Here is a 17652-nt window from a genome sequence, read left to right as displayed (position 1 = left end):
TAACGATCGGACACCTGCCGAGGTGGCAACATATTGCGCGGTTGTCCGGGTATGTGGTTACTTCTCGTCCTTGGGGAGGCTCACAGCGAGAACGATGGGGTGGTTTTTGGTGCATTTCCAACGCAGACCCGGCCGGTTCGGCCGCGTGGCGGCGATCGTCGCCGTCGCGACACTGGGGGCGATCCCGCTCGCTGCGCCGGCGCAGGCGCAGCAGGGCAAGGTGCTGCGGGTCGCGCTGACCACGGGTATCGACCACCTGAACCCGTTCACCGCGTCACTGGCGGCGTCCACCCAGGTGGGCCGGTTCATCTACGAGTTCCTCACCATCCCCTCGGCCGAGACCGCGCAGGCCTCGCCCGCGCTCGCCGAGTCGTGGACGCCGTCGGCGGACAAGCTGACCTGGACGTACAAGATCCGCTCCGGCGCCAAGTGGAGCGACGGGCAGCCGGTCACGGCCAAGGACGCCGCGTTCACGTTCAACCGGATGCTGACCGACGAGAACGCCCGCACCGCCAACGGCAGCTACGTGACCAACTTCGACACGGTCACCGCGCCCGACGACACCACGCTGGTCATCAAGACCAAGACCGTGCAGTCGGACATGAACCTGCTCGACGTGCCGATCGTCCCGGAGCACATCTGGGCGCCGATCAAGGACCTCAACGACCCCAAGACCGACGACATCTCGGTCGTGGGCGTCAGCGACGGGCCCTACCAGCTCACCGAGTACAAGCAGAACGAGTACGTCAAGTTCAAGGCCAACAAGGACTACTGGCGCACCGCGCCGAAGGTCGACGAACTGCAGCTGCTCATCTTCAAGGACGCCGAGGCCGCGGTGAACGCGCTGCGCCAGGGCGAGGTCGACGTCATCAACCGGCTCACCCCGACCCAGTTCGACTCGCTCAACGGCCAGCCGAACATCACGACCAACGCCGCCCCGAGCCGCCGCTACGACGAGATCAACCTCAACTTCGGCGTCCAGAACAACCAGAACCAGCCGATCGGCAACGGCAACCCGGTCCTCAAGGACATCCGGCTGCGCAAGGCCATCGTGCAGGCCATCGACAAGCAGACGATCGTCGACCGGGTCGCCGGCGGCCACGCCCAGCTCGGCACCGGCATCGTCCCGCCGATCTACCAGGCCTACCACTGGGAGCCCTCCGGCGCGGACAAGGTCGGGTTCGACATCGCCGGCGCCAACACCGCGCTCGACCAGGCCGGGTACGTCAAGGGCTCCGACGGCGTCCGCGCCGCCCCCGGCGGCGCGAAGCTGGAACTGCGGCTGACCGGGCACGCGAACCGCCCCTACGACCAGCGGCTCGCGCAGTACGTCTCCGGCTGGCTCAAGGACATCGGCATCACAGTCAAGCAGGAGCTCGTCTCCGACGACGAGCTCAACGACCGCACCACGGCCGGCAACTACGACCTGGCGATCTCCGGCTACGCGACCAACCCGGACCCGGACTCCGCGCTGCAGCTGCACACCTGCGCGGCCCGGCCGAACGCCCAGGGCAAGGGCGCCACGACCGACACGTTCTTCTGCGACCCCGAGTTCGACGCGCTGCGCGCCAAGCAGCTCACCGAGACCGACGACACGCAGCGGGCCGCCACGGTGAAGCAGGCCCAGGCCCGCCTGGCCGGCCAGGCCGTCAACGTCGTGCTCGACTACCAGAACGCGCTCGAGGCGTACCGCTCGGACAAGTTCTCCGGCTTCGCCAAGCAGCCGCAGCCCGAGGGCGCGATCCTCGAGCAGTCCGGCTACTGGGGCGTCTACGGCGCCACCCCGGCCGGCACCGAGGCCTCGGCCGACTCCGGGGACAGCGGCACGGTCGTGTGGATCGTCGTCGGCGTCATCGTCGTGGTGATCGTGGCCGGCGGGCTCGTCATCATCAGCCGCCGCAACAAGACGTCCGAAGACCGCGAGTAGCGCGTGACCGCCCCCGAACAAGCCGCGGCGCTCGTCGACCCCGACGAGCGCCGCGGCGGGACCGGCACCGCCCGGTTCGTCCTCAAGAAGGTCGTCGAAGCGCTCGTCAGCATCCTGCTGGTGATCGTGCTGTTCTTCTTCCTGTTCCGGATGCTGCCCGGCGACCCGGTCGCCACGATGATCCGCGACCGGCCGACCGACCCGAAGCAGATCGCGGAGATCCGGGAGCGCCTCGGCGTCGACCGGCCCGTGTTCCAGCAGTTCGGCGACTACCTGTGGAAGCTGCTGCACGGCGACTTCGGTACGTCCTACCTGGAGCAGCGCCCGGTCGCGGACATGATCGGCGAACGCCTCTGGCCGACGATCCTGCTGGTCGGCAGCGCGACCGTGCTCGCCATCGCGCTCGGGCTGTGGCTGGGCACGCGTGCGGCCTGGCGCCGCGACAGCGTGTTCGACCGCACCCAGACCGGCATCGCGCTCACGCTGTGGTCGGTCCCGCAGTTCTGGCTCGGCCTGATCCTGCTGGTCGCGACCAACGGCCTGTTCCCCAGCCGCGGCATGCACTCCCCGGACGCGGCGCCGGACGTCTTCTCCCAGACCCTCGACGTGCTGCACCACCTGGTGCTGCCGTGCGTGACGCTGCTGGCGGTGTTCTACGCCCAGTACATGCTGATCATGCGCTCGTCGCTGCTGGGGGAGATGAACGCCGACTACCTGACCACCGCCCGCGCCAAGGGGCTGAAGGACGACCTCGTCCGCCGTCGCCACGCCGTCCCGAACGCGCTGCTGCCCACCACGACGCTGGTGTTCATGCAGTTCGGCGCGGTCGTCGCCGGCGCCGTGTCGGTCGAGGCGGTGTTCAGCTGGCCGGGCCTCGGGCAGCTGACCTACCAGGCCCTGCACGGCCCGGACCTGCCGGTGCTGCAAGGGGTCTTCGTCGTCCTCGCCGGCGCCGTCGTGCTGATGAACCTGCTCGCGGAGTTGCTCTACCGCGTGCTCGACCCGAGGGTGCGCACCTCATGACCACCGAGTCCATCGAATCGCCGCGGGCGATCGCCTGGCGGCGGCGCCGCCAGTCCGCGGCGCGCACCTGGACCGAGTTCGCCGCCCAGAAGGGCGCGCTCACCGGGCTGATCCTGCTCGCCCTCACCGTCGTCATGGCGCTGCTGCTGCCGGTGATCAGCGACGAAGGCGGCCTCGACGTCACCAAGGCCGATGGCGGCGCGCTGCGCCCGCCGAGTGGCCAGTACTGGCTCGGCACCGACATCGACGGCCGGTCCGTCCTGCTCATGACGCTCTGGGGCGCCCGGATCTCGCTGCTCGTCGGGTTCTCCGCGACCGTGCTGTCCGTGCTGATCGGCACGCTCATCGGCATCACCGCCGCCCACTTCGGCGGCTGGGTCTCGACGATCCTGCTGCGGTTCACCGACTTCTTCCTGGTCCTGCCCTCGCTGGTGCTGGCCATCGCGCTCTCGGCCGTGCTGCCCCAAGGCGTCACCACGGTCATCGTCGCGATCGGCCTGACCTCCTGGCCCGGCACCGCGCGGCTGGTCCGCGCCCAGACGCTGACCATCGAGAGCCGGCCCTACATCGAGCGCGCCCGGGCCCTGGGCGGGGGCCACCTGCACGTCGTCGGCAAGCACGTCCTGCCCGGCGTCGCGCCGCTCGTGCTGGCCAACACCACCCTGGTCGTCGGCAACGCCGTCATCGCCGACGCCACCCTGGCCTTCCTCGGCGTCGGCGACCCGAACGCCGTCTCCTGGGGCGCGATGCTGGAAACCGCCCTCAACAACGGCGCCGTCACCCGCGGCGCCTGGTGGAACCTGCTCCCGCCGGGCATCGCCATCGTGCTCGTCGTGCTCTGCTTCACCCTGGTCGGCCGGGGACTGGAGACCGTGCTCAACCCGAGGTTGAAGAAGTGACCCCGCTGCTGCAGCTCAAGGACCTCACCGTCACCTACGAGACGGCCGGCGGCGACATCCCCGCCGTGCGCGGGGTCGACCTCACCCTCGACCCCGGCGGCACGCTCGGCGTGGCGGGGGAGTCCGGCTCCGGCAAGTCCACGGTCGCGATGAGCGTCCTGCGCCTCCTGCCGCGCACGGCCAAGATCAGCGGCGAGATCCTCCTCGACGGCGAAGACGTCACCGCCATGAAGTGGGGCCGGCTGCGCGCGGTCCGCTGGGCCGAGGCGTCCGTGGTCTTCCAGGGCGCCATGCACGCGCTTAACCCCGTCCGCAAGATCGGCGAGCAGATCGCCGAGCCGCTGCGGCTGCACCCGACCGACGGCAAGATGCTGTCCGACACCGAGATCGACGCCCGCGTCGCCGACCTGCTCACCCAGGTCGACCTGCCCCCGGGCCGCGCCGGCGCCTACCCGCACGAGCTCTCCGGCGGGCAGAAGCAGCGCGTCATGATCGCGATGGCCTTGGCCTGCTCGCCCCGGCTGATCATCGCCGACGAGCCGACCACGGCGCTGGACGTCATCGTCCAGGCCCAGGTCCTCGCCCTGCTCTCGCGGCTGGTCGCCGAACAGGACATCGGGCTGGTCATGATCAGCCACGACCTGTCCGTGCTCGCCGCCACCTGCGAGCGCATCGCGGTGATGTACGACGGCGAGATCGTCGAGGAACGCCCCAGCGCCGAGCTGATGGCCGACCCGCGGCACCCGCACAGCCAGGCCCTCGCGGCGGCGTTCCCGACCGTCGGCGACCCGGTGTCCCGGTTCGCCCCCGCCACCAGCACGCCGCTGCCGCCCGAACCGGCGTCCCGCGCGGCCGGCGGTGAGCCGCTGCTGGCGGCGGAGAACCTGCGGGTGTCCTTCCGCGACCGCACCGGCAAGCGGATCGACGCCGTCGCCGGCGTCGACCTCACGGTGTCGCGCGACGAGATCGTCGCACTGGTCGGGCAGTCCGGCTCCGGCAAGACGACGCTCGCCCGCACCCTGCTCGGCCTGCAGAAACCCGACTCCGGCGTGGTCCGCTACGCCGGAAAACCGGTGCCGTCAGGCGGGTCCGGACTCAAGGCCTACCGCCGCCAGGTCCAGCTGGTGCTGCAGGACCCGACCAGCGCGCTCAACCCGGCCCACACCGTCTACGAGGCCGTCGCCGAAGGTCCCCGGATCCACGGCCTGCGCGACGAGCGCGCGGTCGTGCACCGGGCGCTGGAGGCCGCCGAACTGCGGCCGGCGGAGAAGTACGCCGACCGACTTCCGCACGAGCTGTCCGGCGGCCAGCGCCAGCGCGTCGTGATCGCCGGGGCCCTGGCGCTGGAACCGTCGGTGGTGGTGGCTGACGAGCCGGTCGCGTCGCTGGACGCGTCCGTCCGCGGCGAGATCCTCGGGCTGCTGCTGCGGCTGCGCCGCGAGCTCGGCCTAGCCGGGCTGGTGATCACCCACGACCTCGGGCTGGCCTGGAACATCGCCGACCGCGTCGCCGTGATGTACCGCGGCGAGCTCGTCGAAACCGGGACCGTCGAACAGGTCCTGCTCGACCCGCACCACGAGTACACGAAATCCCTGCTGGCCGCCCTGCCCGGCGGTACCGCCCAGCGCCGGACCGCGCGGGCCTGAAACCGCGGTGCCGGGCTCGTCCCATCGAAACCCGGCACTGCGGAAAGGTCACCTCGGCCAGGTGTGTAACCTCCGAACGGAAATGGCGACCACCACCGACCCCGCGCAGACGTCCTCGACCGGACTGGCCGAGCGACTCCTCGTGCCCTCGCGATTCCCGTACCGCACGATCGCGATGGGCACCGTCGGCAGCACGCTGCTCATGCTCGCCGCCTTCGGCGCCGGCGGCATCCTGATCAAGGACCCCGTGCTCGGCCACGGCCCGCTCTCGTGGATCCGCTACGGCCACGGGCGCATGCTCGCCAACGCCGTCCTCTACACCGGCTTCGGCCTCGTGGTGTGGGCGTGGGTCCGGCTCGGCCGCTACGTCCTGCAGGGCCGCGTCGGCAGCCGCCCGATCCTGGTCGCCGCCGGCTGCTGGATGGCGCCGCTGCTCATCTCGCCGCCGCTGTTCACCCGCGACGTCTTCTCCTACCTCGGCCAGGGCGCCCAGCTGCTCTACGGCCTCGACCCGTACGCCAACGGGCCCGCCGAGCTCGACGTGCTGCCGAACGTGGTGCAGAACGTCCACCCGCTCTGGCAGACCACCCCGGCGCCGTACGGGCCGCTGTTCCTGCTGATCTCCAAGGGCGTCGTCGCCGTTTCCGGCGACAACATGATCCTCGGCGTCATCCTGATGCGCCTGGTCCTGCTGGTCGGCCTGGCCGGCACGCTGTGGGCGCTGCCGCGACTGGTCAAGCACCTCGGCGGCAAGCTCCCGGTCGCGCTGTGGCTCGCGGTGGCCAGCCCGATGATGGTCATCCACCTCTTCGGCGGCCCGCACAACGACCTGATGATGCTCGCGTTCCTCACCATCGGCGTCCTCGCCGCCCTGGAACGCAAGCACGTCCTCGCGGTCGTCCTGGTCACGATCGGCATGCTGATCAAGCCGACGGCGGCGATCGCACTGCCGTTCATCGTCTGGATGTGGGCCAACCACATGGCGGGCGAGTCGAAGGTCCGCAACTTCCTGCGCGCCGGCGCCGCCTCGGTCGGGCTGTTCCTGCCGGTGTTCGTCGCCGGCACGTGGATCTCGCTGGGGTCGCTCAACCTCGGCTGGTGGTCCGGCCTCAAGGCCCCGCAGCTCATCGCGAACTGGCTCAACATCCCCACCGGCATCGGCGAGGTCTTCTACAACCTCGTGCACCTGGTGGTGGACGTCCAGGTCTCGCCGTTCGTCACGGTCGCCCGCGCGGCGGGCATGCTCCTGTTGGTCGCCTTCGGCGTCCGCCAGTGGTGGCTGGCCCGCGGCGGCGGCCACGAGGCCGTCTACCGCGCCGGCATCTCGCTGCTGGCGGTGGCGATCCTCATGCCGCCGACCCTGCCGTGGTACCTGACCTGGGGTTTCGTGCTCCTGTCGGCGTTCAAGTGGCAGCCCCGCCACCTCGCGGTCGTGGTCGCGGTCGTGGTGTTCGTGACGCTGGTCTACTACCCGACGGGCGAACAGGCCCTCTACGACTGGTGGTTCATCGCCCTGGTCGTCGTGGCCAGCCTCTACTCGGCGGCGTCCCTGCTGCGCCCGGACCCGCTCGGGCTCATCGACGCCTGGCGCCGCCCGGAGAAGTTCATCCGCGACTAGGCGACCGAATTCCGTCGCTGTACCGGGTCTGCCGCGGCTTGTCGTGAGTGTTTAGGAGGGTTCTAACCCTCCTAAACACTCACGACCCGGCCCAGCCCCGCCAGGTGCGGACCAGGGTCGAGACCACCGCGTGCTCCGGCGGCCGCTCCGCGTACTGCTCGTACTTCGCCACCAGCCACGACACCGGCTCGGCGCGGTCCGTGTCGGCGAGGACCCTCGCCACGCCGTCCGCGCGGGTCCACCACAGGCGTGACCAGTCCTCGTCGTAGCCGTCGGTCAGGAAGCTCACCGACGGGTTCTCCGCGATGTTCGCCAGCCGACGCAGAGCCGTCGTCGACTTCGGCTTGTGGTCCACCGCGAACACGATCCGGTCGCCGTGCACCGCGAACGTCACCGGGACCAGGTGCGGGACACCGGACGCCGACGCCGTCGCCAGCCGGGCCACCCGAGCGGCGGCGAACCGGGTGCGGGCTTCCTCGGGAGGCAGCCTCATGTCAGCGCCGGGGCGTCGAACGTCAGCGTCCCCAGGTCCGCGTCCAGGGTCACCGGCACGCCCAGCGGCAACGTCGGCGACGACGCCACGTGCCCGAACCCGAACTCGCCCACCATCGGCACCCCCAGCGGCCCCAGCCGCTCCAGCAGCAGCGCCTCGACGTCCGCCGGTGCGCCGCATGCCGCCCACGAGCCCAGCACGATCCCGCGGACGCCGGTGAACCAGCCGCTGCGCAGCAGCTGCGTCAACATCCGGTCCAGCCGGTAGACGCTCTCGGTGACGTCTTCCAGCAGCACGACCGCGTCGCGCGCCGACCCGTGCTCCGGCGTGCCGATGCCGCCCGCCAGCAACGACAGGTTCCCGCCCACGAGCGTCCCCGACGCGCGGCCCGGCACCAGGGTCGAAGCCGCGGTGCCCCGTACGACGAGGTTGCGCTCCGGCTCGAACAACGCGCGCCGCAGGTGCTCCACCGCGACGTCGTCGAACAGCACGCTCGCCGGCATCGGGGAGAACAAACTGGACAGTCCCAAGTGGACGTCCACCGCCCGGTGCAACGCCGTGACGTCACTCGACCCGGCCAGCACCTTCGGCCCCGCCGCGCGCAACGCCGTCCAGTCGACCAAATCCAGCATCCGCTGCACGCCGTAGCCACCGCGCGCGGCCAGGACGCACCGCACGCCCGGGTCGCACCACGCCTCGGTGAACTCCGCCGCCCGCGCGGCGTCCGAACCGGACAGGTACGGCGGCGACCCCGCCGAAGCGCGCACGCACGGCCCGATCCGCAGCTCGACACCCCAGCCGCGCAGCACCGGCAGTGCCTTCTCCAGCAGGTCCGCGGGCACCGGCCCGGCCGGCGCCACCAGGGCGAGCGTGTCGCCCGCCCGCAGCCGCGGTGGCCTCATCGCGACAGCTCCAGCCGCGGCACACCCGGCGCCTCGAACCCGAACACCTGGCCGTAGAAGGACAATTCGGCCTCCAGCGCCGCGACGATCGTCTCCGCGCGGCGGAACCCGTGCTGCTCACCGGGGAACCGCTGGTAGGCGTACGGGATCCCGCGCCCGGCCAGCCCGGCGACGAACCGGTCCGCCTGTTCCGGCGGGCAGATCCGGTCCTCCAGGCCCTGCTGGAACAGCACCGGCCCGGCCAGCGCCCCGGCGTTCGCCAGCGGCGACCGGTCTACGTAGCGCTGCCGGTGCGCGGGCAGCGACCCGACCAGGCCCTCCAGGTACCGCGACTCGAAGTCGTGCGTCTCGCCGCCGTCGCCGGTCCACCCGGCGAGGTCCACGATCGGGTACATCACGGTGCCCGCGCGGTAGGTCTTCGTCGTGGTGAGCGACGCCGCCGCGGTGAACCCGCCGGCGCTGCCGCCCCGGACCGCCAGCCGCTCGCCGTCGGCCAGCCCGGCCGCCACCAGCGCCTCGGCCACCGCGACGCAGTCGGCGACGTCGACGACACCCCACTGCTCACGCAGCCGCTCCCGGTAAGCGCGGCCGAAGCCGGTCGAGCCGCCGTAGTTGACGGCCGCGACGGCGAACCCGCGGCTGGTGAAGTACGCGATCTCCAGGTCCAGCACCGGCAGGTGCTGCCCGGTCGGGCCGCCGTGGACGTGCACCAGCAGCGGCGGCACCGCGCCCTCGGGCGCGATGAACTCCGGGTTGGACGGCGGGTAGAGCACCACCGGCACGGTCTCGCCGTCCGCCGTCGTGAACACCCGCTCGTCCGGCACCGGCACGTGGGCCACGGCCAGCTCCGGCTGCTCGGTCAGGTCGGTGAGCAGGTCCGCGTCGATCGCGTAGTGCACGACGCCGGCCTCGCGGATCGGCCCGGCCGCGACCCCGGCGACGCCGTCGTCGTAGGCGGCGAGCCCGGTGCTCGACCACGCCGTCAGCTGGTGCGCCACGGTCGTTACCGACCCGGCCGCCTCGTCCAGCACGGCCAGCCGGCTCGACGCCAGCACCGCGTGTCGGCCGCCGCCCAGCGACACGAACCACCGCGCACCCGGCTTCCAGAGCGGCCCGCCCAGCTCCTGCTCGACCGGCGCGAGGTTGGTCAGCGTCCCGTCGAGGCCGACGCGGTGCAGGTTCCACCAGCCGTCCGGGTCCAGCAGCGCCAGCAGCGTGTCCGCCGACTCCCACTCGACCTGGCAGACGGACACGTCCGCGCCGCCCGCGACCACCCGGTGCGGCCCGAACGTCCCGTCTTCGAGCACGGGCGCGACGCACAGCTCGGTGCCGTCCCACGGCATCGCCGGGTGGTCCCAGCCGAACCACGCCGCGTGCCGCCCGTCCGGGGACAGCTTCGCCGCGGTCAGGAAGTGGTGGCTCGCGCCCAGCACCCGCTCGGCGCCGTCGGCCACCGCGATCGCGACGAGCTCACGTTCGATGTCGGCCGGGCGCTCGCCGACACTGCGCTCGCGCACCGCCCAGACCTCACCGGGCCGGCCCGGTCCGAGGTCGCCGTAGCGGACGGCCTGGGGCCGCGCGGGCTCCGGAGTGAGCGCCACCACACCTTCGGGCCGCTGGGCGTACACCCGCTGGTCGGCCCAGTGCGTGAACACCACCACACCGCCGACGGCCACCCACGGCCTCCCGCCGTACTCGTGCAGCCGGTTGCGGACGTTCCACGGCGCCGGGAGCACGTCCTCGGTCCCACCGCCCGGCACCGCGCGCACGAGGGCCACGCGACCCTGCTCACCAGGCCTTGCTTCGGCCCACCACACTTCTTCGCCGACGACGTCGAGCCACTGCGGGCCGCCGCCGGCGGCGGCCACCTCGGCGGCGGTGATGGGCGAGGACCACGTTCCGTACGGGGAGATCGGAGACACCCCCAGAGGCTAGCGGCCCGGGAACGAGGGGCGGCGGATGCCGATCATGCGCCGGTGGCCTAGGGTCGTTGGTGCTATGTCTCGCGTAATCCACGTCTTCCGCCAGCCGGATCGCTTCGTCGCCGGCACCGTCGGCGAGCCCGGCGACCGCACCTTCTACCTCCAGGCCTCGGAGGAAGTGCGGACGATCAGCGTCTCCATCGAAAAACAGCAGGTCGTCGTCCTCGCGGAACGCCTCGGCTCGCTGCTCGAGGAGGTGGCGAGCCGCTTCGGTGCCGACGTGCCCGACGACGCGCCCGACGACCTCGTCGACCTCGAGCCGCTCACGGTGCCGGTCGAGGAGGAGTTCCGCGTCGGCACCATGGGCCTCGGCTGGGACGCCGACAGCAGCGCCGTCGTCATCGAGCTGCTCGCCATCACCGAGGGCGAAGTCGACGAAACGGTCGTGCTGGACGACACCGAAGAGGGCCCGGACGCCGTCCGCGTCTTCCTCACCCCGGCCGCCGCGCGGGCCTTCGCCGAGCGCGCCGACCGCGTCGTCAACGCCGGCCGCAAGCCGTGTCCGCTGTGCGCCGAGCCGCTCGACCCGGCCGGGCACATCTGCCCCCGGCAGAACGGCTACCGGCGCGACACCGACGCCGGCGAAGACTGACCATGGCCGACACGCCGGTGGCACAGCCGGACCCGGCCGACCCGGCGTCGCGTGAGCTCGTCACGCACGGCCGCATCGACGTCGAGGGCCGGCTCGTCGACGCCTCCAACGTCACGCTGTTCTGCGCCATCGAGCTCGACGGCGTCACCGGCACCGTCGTGTACAAGCCGGTGTCGGGGGAGAAGCCGCTGTGGGACTTCCCCGACGGCACGCTCGCCGGCCGCGAGTTCGCCACCGCGATCATCGCCGAGGCCAGCGGCATCGGCGGGATCCCGCCGACCGTGCTGCGCGACGGCCCGTTCGGCCCCGGCATGGTCCAGCTGTGGATCGAGACGACCGAGGACGACCTGGTCGAGGTCCGCGCCCCCGAGGAGCTGCCCGACGGCTGGCGGGTCGTGCTGCACGCCCACGACCGGTTCGGCGAGCCCGCGGTGCTGGCCCACGCCGACCACCCCGGCCTGCGCGACCTCGCCGTGCTCGACATCGTCGTCAACAACACCGACCGCAAGGGCGGGCACCTGCTGCCCGGCGTCGACGGCCGCGTCTACGGCGTCGACCACGGCATCTGCCTGCACACCGACCCCAAGCTGCGGACCGTGCTCTGGGGCTGGATCGGCGAGCCGGTGCCGCCGGACACCGTCGAGAAGCTGCGGAAGCTGCGCTCGGAGATCGACGGGAAGCTCGGCGAGCAGCTGGCCGAGCACATCACCAGGTTCGAGATCCGGGCCCTGGCCGAGCGCACCGACCTGCTGCTCGCGGAAGGCATCTTCCCCGAGCCCGGCGACGACTGGCGCGCGGTTCCCTGGCCCTTGTTCTGATGACGGCGGTCCTCGACGCCGCCGCGCGCGCCCGGCTCGTGACCCGCTTCGGCGCGGACGTGGCCGGCCCGTGGTGCGACGCCCTCCCGGACCTGGTGGCCCGGCTGAGCGCCCGCTGGGGGCTGGAGGTGCGCGACGCCCGGCCCGGCAACACCGGCCGCACGCTGCTGTGCACCGGCCCCGGCGGTGAGCTGCAGGTCCTGAAGCTGACCCCGGACCCCGAGATCGCCCGGCTCGAGGCCGCGGGGCTGCGCGCGTGGACCGGCTGCCCCCGCGCCGTGCAGGTCCTCGACACCGATCCCGACGCCGGCGCCATCCTGCTCGAAGGCCTGGTCCCCGGCACCGAGCTGCGTGGCCGGGACGTCCCGTGGGCCGAGATCGGCGACCTGCTCACCCAGCTGCACAGCGTCGCACCCCCGGCCGGCCTCCCGTCGCTGACCGACCGGGTGACGTTCATGTACGACATCACCGACCGCACCGTCCCCGGGTCCGCGGCCGAGCCCCACCTGACCCGCGACCTGCTGGCCAGGGCCCGGAACCGGGCGCTCGCCCTGGCCGCCACCGGCGGCCCGGTCGCGGTCGTGCACGGCGACCTGCACCCCGGCAACGTCCTCGACGCCGGCCCCGGCCGCGGCGTGGTCGCCATCGACCCGCGCCCCAGCGTCGGCGACCCGGCCATGGACGCCGTCGACTGGGCCTTCCTGCCGATGGCGGCGGGCGGCACGATCGACGACGGCATCACCCTGCTCGCGCCGCACGTGCCGCACCTCGACGCCGAGCGCGTCCACGCCTGGTGCGTCGCGCTGGCGCCGCTGCTCGCGCACGGCCCGCTGCGCCGCGGCGAGCGCACGCCGTTCACCGACGCCCTGCTGCAGATGGCGCGCTGACCGGCGTGGCGTCACCCACCGGGGTCACTCCGGCCACTACCTTCGCTGGTCGTGCGCTCCCACTCCTATGACGACGTGCTCGCCGGCCGGCGCCGCAAGAAGGTGCCGGAAGTCCCCGCCGAGCCCGGCCTGGTCGTCGAAGACCCGGCCAGCGGGTTCTGCGGTGCCGTGATCAAGATCGAGTACGGCAACGTCGTGCTCGAAGACGGCAAGGGCCGCCACCGCGTGTTCCCGCTCGAGCCCGCCGGGTTCCTGCTGGAGGGCAAGCCGGTGACGCTCGTGCCGGTCAAGACGGTGCAGACGCCGGTCAAGCAGGTGTCGGCGTCCGGTTCGGTCAAGGTCCAGGGCCTGCAGGCGCGCGTCGCCCGCGACTCGCGGATCTGGGTCGAGGGCAAGCACGACGCCGAGCTGGTCGAACGCGTCTGGGGCCACGACCTGCGCGTCGAAGGCGTCGTCGTGGAACCGCTCGACGGCGTCGACGTGCTCTCCGACCGGATCGCCGAGTTCGGCACCGGCCCCGGCCGGCGGCTCGGCGTGCTGGTCGACCACCTCGTGCCCGGCAGCAAGGAGTCCCGGCTCGTCGCGGGCGTCCGCGACGAGAACGTGCTGGTCACCGGCCATCCCTACATCGACGTCTGGGAGGCCGTGCGGCCCGAAGCGGTCGGGATCAGGGCGTGGCCGAAGATCCCGCGCGGCACCGAGTGGAAGCAGGGGATCTGCGACGCGCTCGGCTGGGGGCAACCTTTCGAAGGCTGGCAACGTGTCCTGAGCGGGGTGAGCAGTTTCCGCGACCTCGAGACCCCGCTCATCGGGGCCGTGGAGCGGCTCATCGACTTCGTCACGGAGCCGACGACGGAGCCGGCTAAAGAAGGCTGAATGTCTGATTTGTCCAAGGTCACGCGTAGGTCACGTCCCGTCACTCCGCCGGTGCGAACCGGCACGATCTGAGAGCATGAAGCCATGGCATGGGCAGTGGTCTGGTTGATCGTCGGCATCGCCCTGATGATCGCGGAAGTCCTCTCCGGCGACTTCGTGCTGATCATGCTCGGCGTCGCCGCGTTGTTCGGTGCGGGCTCCGACGTGCTCACCGGGAACCTGCTGATCGACGCCGTCGTGTTCGCCGTGACCTCGGTCGGGATGCTCGTGCTGGTCCGGCCCGCGCTGAAACGCCGGTTCTTCGCCGGCACCGGCCATCGCACCGGCATCGACGCGCTCATCGGCGCCCGCGCCGTCGTGGTGTCCACAGTGGATTTCGAAGCGGGGCAGGTGAAACTCGCCGGGGACGTCTGGTCCGCGCGCAGCATTTCCGAACAGCACGAGCCGATCGCCCCCGGGACCGCGGTCACCGTGGTCGAAATCGCCGGGGCCACCGCCGTCGTGTCGGCCGAGCTGTGAGCCTCGGCCTGGTGCGCGTGCCCGAAGGCCGGGCCGCGGTGATCGAGCGCCTCGGGCGGTTCCGCACCGTGCTCGGCCCCGGCCGGCACTTCGTGACCCCGTTCGCCGACAGCGTCCGGGCCCGCGTCGACCTCGGCGACCAGATCCTGTCCTGTCCGCCGCGGGCCGTCGAAGCGGGTGACGGGCACGAGGTCCTCGTCGGGTTCGAGGTCACTTTCGCCGTCACGGACCCGCGGCTGGCCACCTACGAAATCGGCAACCCGGCCATCGCGATCGAACAGCTGACCCTGACCGCACTGCGGCAGGAGACCGGCCTGACGACCGCCGAGCGTGCCGTCGCCGCACCGGAGGACCTGCACCGTACAGTGTGGACGGTCCTGCACGACACCACGGGACGCTGGGGGATCACCACCAAGGAGCTCGAGCTCACGGTGCGTCCGCCCGCGGCGCCCGGAACGCCATCAACCGCGCAAGAATGGTACTAGGTAAGGAGAAGGTCTCTTGGGGACAGCAGCGCTCATAGCCGTCATCGCGGTGGTCCTGTTCGTGATCATCGTGGTGGCCAAGGCGATCATGGTCGTGCCGCAGGCGCAGTCGGCCGTGATCGAGCGGCTGGGCCGGTTCCGCACAGTGGCGTCACCGGGCCTCACCTTCCTGGTTCCGTTCCTGGACAAGGTACGGGCCCGGATCGACCTGCGCGAGCAGGTCGTCTCGTTCCCGCCGCAGCCCGTCATCACCGAGGACAACCTGACGGTGTCGATCGACACCGTCGTGTACTTCCAGGTCACCGACTCGCGTGCCGCGGTCTACGAGATCTCGAACTACATCGTCGGTGTCGAGCAGCTCACCACCACCACGCTCCGCAACGTGGTCGGCGGCATGAGCCTCGAGCAGACGCTGACCTCGCGCGACTCGATCAACACCCAGCTGCGCGGCGTGCTCGACGAGGCGACCGGCCGCTGGGGCATCCGCGTCGGCCGCGTCGAGCTCAAGGCGATCGACCCGCCGCCCTCCATCCAGGACTCGATGGAGAAGCAGATGCGCGCCGACCGTGAGAAGCGCGCCATGATCCTCACCGCGGAAGGTCAGCGGGAGTCCGCGATCAAGACCGCGGAGGGCCAGAAGCAGAGCCAGATCCTCTCGGCCGAAGGTGCCCGCCAGGCGACCATCCTCGCCGCCGAGGCCGAGCGGCAGTCGCGCATCCTGCGGGCGCAGGGTGAACGCGCCGCGCGGTACCTGCAGGCGCAGGGCCAGGCGAAGGCGATCGAGAAGGTGTTCGCCGCGATCAAGGCCGGCCGCCCGACGCCGGAGGTGCTGGCCTACCAGTACCTGCAGACGCTCCCGCAGATGGCGCAGGGCGACGCGAACAAGGTCTGGATGATCCCGAGCGACTACGGCAAGGCTCTCGAAGGCTTCGCCCGCGCACTCGGCGCTCCGGGCGACGACGGCGTCTTCCGCTACGAGCCGGCGAAGGACGACGACGTCCCGGCCAAGCCCGAGCTCGAGGACGAAGAGGTCGCCGACTGGTTCGAGACGAAGAGCGACCCGAAGGTCGCCGAAGCCGTCGCGGCCGCGGAAGCCGTGGCGCGCCAGGAGGTCCCGGCGCTCGGGGTGCCGAGCAGCGCGCCGCCCGCGCGGCCGCAGATCCCGCGTCCGCAACAGCAGCAGGCTCCCGCACCGGAACCCGAGGCCGACGAGGACCGCGGCACCGAGGTCACCCCCGCGCCCGCACCGCCGAAGCAGGCGTCGACGCCGCCGGCCGGCCTGCCCCAGCCGCAGTCGCCCCTGCAGTCCCAGCAGCACTCCGGTCCGCCGCAGGGTGGGTCCTACCAGGGCCCGCCGCCGCAGACCCCGCCGCCGGGGCAGTTCGGTGGCCAGCAGCAGAACCCGGGCAGCGGGCCGTTCCCGCAGCAGCCCCCGTTCGGTGGCCCGCGCCGCTGACGCTTGGTCCGTGAAGGCCTCCTTACCGGCTCTTATGGCCGGTAAGGAGGCCTTCGCGGCGTTTCAGGCCCGGCGGTAGACGCTCGCGTCGTCGATGTCGGCGTGTGAACGGTCCTTCAGCCAGATCACGCACACCACCGAGACGATCGCCGACAGCACGATGTAACCCGAGATCGAGTACGGCGTCCCGGTCTGGTGCAGCAGCCACGTCGCCAGAAGCGGCGCCGGCCCGCCCGCGAACACCGACGCCAGCTGGTAGCCCAGGCCCGCGCCGCCGTAACGCAGGTGCGTCGGGAAGCTCTCGCCGATGAGTGCGGCCTGCGGGCCGTACTGCAGGGCGTGCGGGATGAACGACACGACGACGATCACGAACACCAGAGCGTGCCCGCCGCTGGTCAGGATCGCGAAGTAGGGGAACGCGATCAGCCCGGTGAGCACCACCCCGGTCAGGTAGACCTTCTTGCGGCCGTAGCGGTCGGACAGCTGCGAGAACAACGGGATCATCAGCAGCTCCAGCGCGGCGCCGACGAGCACCGCGTTGAGCACGAACGTCTTGCTGAAGTCGTGGCGCGCCACGACGTAGATCAGCACGTAGCTGGTGAACAGGTAGAACGGCATCTGCTCGCTGAAGCGCACCCCGGACGAGAGCAGGATCTCGCGCCAGTGCTGGCGGATCGCGTCGAGCACCGGCGTCTTCGCGGTCTCGCCCTTCTCGATGAGCTTGGCGAACATCGGCGTCTCGAGGATCTTCAGCCGGATCACCAGGCCGATCGCGACCAGGATCAGGCTGGCCAGGAACGGCAGCCGCCAGCCCCAGGAGTCGAAGGACGCGGGGGAGAGCGTCGCCGAGAGCAGCGTCATGCCGCCGGTGCCGAGCACCAGCCCGACCGGCACGCCGATCTGCGCGAAACTGCCGAGCAGCCCGCGTTTCTTCTGGTCGCCCCACTCCATCGCGAGCAGCACCGAGCCGCTCCACTCGCCGCCGATCGCGATGCCCTGGACCAGCCGCAGCAGCACCAGGATCAGGGGTGCCGCGAACCCGATCGCCGCCGTCCCGGGCAGCAGCCCGACCACGCCGGAAGAGATGCCCATCAGCAGCAACGTGACGATCAGCGTCGTCTTGCGCCCGATCCGGTCACCCCAGTGCCCGAAGATCGCGGCCCCGACCGGGCGGGCCGCGAAGCCGACCGCGTAGGTCGCGAACGACTGCATCGCCCCGGCGTAGGCGCTCGACGCGGGGAAGAACAGGTGCGGGAAAACCAGGGCGGCCGCGGTGTTGTAGAGGAAGAAGTCGTACCACTCGATGGTCGTGCCGATCGAGCTCGCCAGCGCCGCACGCCGTACTTGCACCCGCCCTGACTTGCTGTCCGGCTCCACCTTGTGAGTGATTCCATTGTCTCCGAGGACCATCTATCAACACCTCCGGTGACTGACGTCACACAACAGTGTGACGGTCCTCGACGAATTCGGCGATCGATGACGGAGAAGTTGTTCAAGCCGTGAAGGACTCCCGGCGCGCGCGAAACCTC

16 protein-coding genes are annotated in these 17652 nt (G+C 71.5%); 12 read left to right on the top strand and 4 right to left on the bottom strand.

Features of this window, described 5'->3' with window-relative positions:
* The first annotated feature begins 94 nt into the window (after positions 1–94).
* The 5 genes from OG570_RS35870 to mptB all read left to right on the top strand — a co-directional run bounded on the left by OG570_RS35870 (position 95) and on the right by mptB (position 7113).
* Positions 95–1927, top strand: a complete 1833-nt coding sequence (locus OG570_RS35870; protein WP_326953328.1) for an ABC transporter substrate-binding protein — start codon at positions 95–97, stop codon at positions 1925–1927.
* A 3-nt stretch (positions 1928–1930) separates the two neighbouring features.
* Entirely contained in the window at positions 1931–2950 is a 1020-nt protein-coding gene (locus tag OG570_RS35865) for an ABC transporter permease (RefSeq protein WP_326949573.1), read from the top strand.
* A complete protein-coding gene (locus OG570_RS35860) occupies positions 2947–3849 on the top strand; it encodes an ABC transporter permease (protein WP_326953327.1) in 903 nt (300 codons plus the stop codon). Before OG570_RS35865 ends, OG570_RS35860 begins: the two co-directional genes overlap by 4 nt.
* Positions 3846–5495: an ABC transporter ATP-binding protein gene (locus OG570_RS35855; protein WP_326953326.1), complete on the top strand. Its 1650-nt coding sequence runs from the start codon at positions 3846–3848 to the stop codon at positions 5493–5495. The genes OG570_RS35860 and OG570_RS35855 overlap by 4 nt, the downstream gene beginning before the upstream one ends.
* A gap of 82 nt (positions 5496–5577) precedes the next feature.
* Positions 5578–7113, top strand: coding sequence for a polyprenol phosphomannose-dependent alpha 1,6 mannosyltransferase MptB (gene mptB, locus OG570_RS35850; RefSeq protein WP_247051740.1), 1536 nt, complete (start codon positions 5578–5580; stop codon positions 7111–7113).
* A gap of 79 nt (positions 7114–7192) precedes the next feature.
* Here mptB and OG570_RS35845 read toward each other — a convergent pair whose 3' ends face one another.
* The 3 genes from OG570_RS35845 to OG570_RS35835 are packed head-to-tail and all read right to left on the bottom strand — an operon-like array spanning position 7193 to position 10430.
* On the bottom strand, positions 7193–7606 hold the full coding sequence (locus tag OG570_RS35845; RefSeq protein WP_326953325.1) for a TIGR03668 family PPOX class F420-dependent oxidoreductase: 414 nt from the start codon (positions 7604–7606) through the stop codon (positions 7193–7195).
* Positions 7603–8508 carry a S66 peptidase family protein gene (locus OG570_RS35840; RefSeq protein WP_326953324.1) on the bottom strand — a complete coding sequence of 302 codons (906 nt, stop codon included), beginning with the start codon at positions 8506–8508 and terminating at the stop codon, positions 7603–7605. Before OG570_RS35840 ends, OG570_RS35845 begins: the two co-directional genes overlap by 4 nt.
* The gene (locus tag OG570_RS35835) at positions 8505–10430 is read right to left on the bottom strand and encodes a prolyl oligopeptidase family serine peptidase (RefSeq protein ID WP_326953323.1); all 1926 of its coding nucleotides are present in this window, start codon (positions 10428–10430) and stop codon (positions 8505–8507) included. Before OG570_RS35835 ends, OG570_RS35840 begins: the two co-directional genes overlap by 4 nt.
* 76 nt (positions 10431–10506) lie before the next feature.
* On the opposite strand from OG570_RS35835, the gene OG570_RS35830 reads away from it, so the two are divergent.
* From OG570_RS35830 to OG570_RS35800, 7 genes are all read left to right on the top strand, one after another.
* The gene (locus OG570_RS35830) at positions 10507–11082 is read left to right on the top strand and encodes a DUF3090 domain-containing protein (RefSeq protein ID WP_326949580.1); all 576 of its coding nucleotides are present in this window, start codon (positions 10507–10509) and stop codon (positions 11080–11082) included.
* Between the two features lie 2 nt (positions 11083–11084).
* Positions 11085–11900 carry an SCO1664 family protein gene (locus OG570_RS35825; protein ID WP_326953322.1) on the top strand — a complete coding sequence of 272 codons (816 nt, stop codon included), beginning with the start codon at positions 11085–11087 and terminating at the stop codon, positions 11898–11900.
* Positions 11900–12787 carry an aminoglycoside phosphotransferase family protein gene (locus OG570_RS35820; protein ID WP_326953321.1) on the top strand — a complete coding sequence of 296 codons (888 nt, stop codon included), beginning with the start codon at positions 11900–11902 and terminating at the stop codon, positions 12785–12787. The genes OG570_RS35825 and OG570_RS35820 overlap by 1 nt, the downstream gene beginning before the upstream one ends.
* A gap of 51 nt (positions 12788–12838) precedes the next feature.
* On the top strand, positions 12839–13663 hold the full coding sequence (locus tag OG570_RS35815) for a DUF3097 domain-containing protein (protein WP_326953320.1): 825 nt from the start codon (positions 12839–12841) through the stop codon (positions 13661–13663).
* An 84-nt stretch (positions 13664–13747) separates the two neighbouring features.
* A complete protein-coding gene (locus OG570_RS35810) occupies positions 13748–14182 on the top strand; it encodes an NfeD family protein (protein WP_247051749.1) in 435 nt (144 codons plus the stop codon).
* A gap of 11 nt (positions 14183–14193) precedes the next feature.
* Entirely contained in the window at positions 14194–14667 is a 474-nt protein-coding gene (locus OG570_RS35805) for an SPFH domain-containing protein (protein WP_326953319.1), read from the top strand.
* A gap of 88 nt (positions 14668–14755) precedes the next feature.
* Positions 14756–16123 carry an SPFH domain-containing protein gene (locus OG570_RS35800; protein WP_326951536.1) on the top strand — a complete coding sequence of 456 codons (1368 nt, stop codon included), beginning with the start codon at positions 14756–14758 and terminating at the stop codon, positions 16121–16123.
* A 63-nt stretch (positions 16124–16186) separates the two neighbouring features.
* On the opposite strand, the gene OG570_RS35795 is transcribed toward OG570_RS35800, so the two are convergent.
* Positions 16187–17533, bottom strand: a complete 1347-nt coding sequence (locus OG570_RS35795; protein WP_326949586.1) for an MFS transporter — start codon at positions 17531–17533, stop codon at positions 16187–16189.
* Between the last annotated feature and the right edge of the window lie 119 nt (positions 17534–17652).

Origin of the sequence: Amycolatopsis sp. NBC_01286, from assembly GCF_035982555.1 — a bacterium.
GTDB lineage: Bacteria > Actinomycetota > Actinomycetes > Mycobacteriales > Pseudonocardiaceae > Amycolatopsis.
This window is presented reverse-complemented; position numbering and strand designations above follow the sequence as displayed.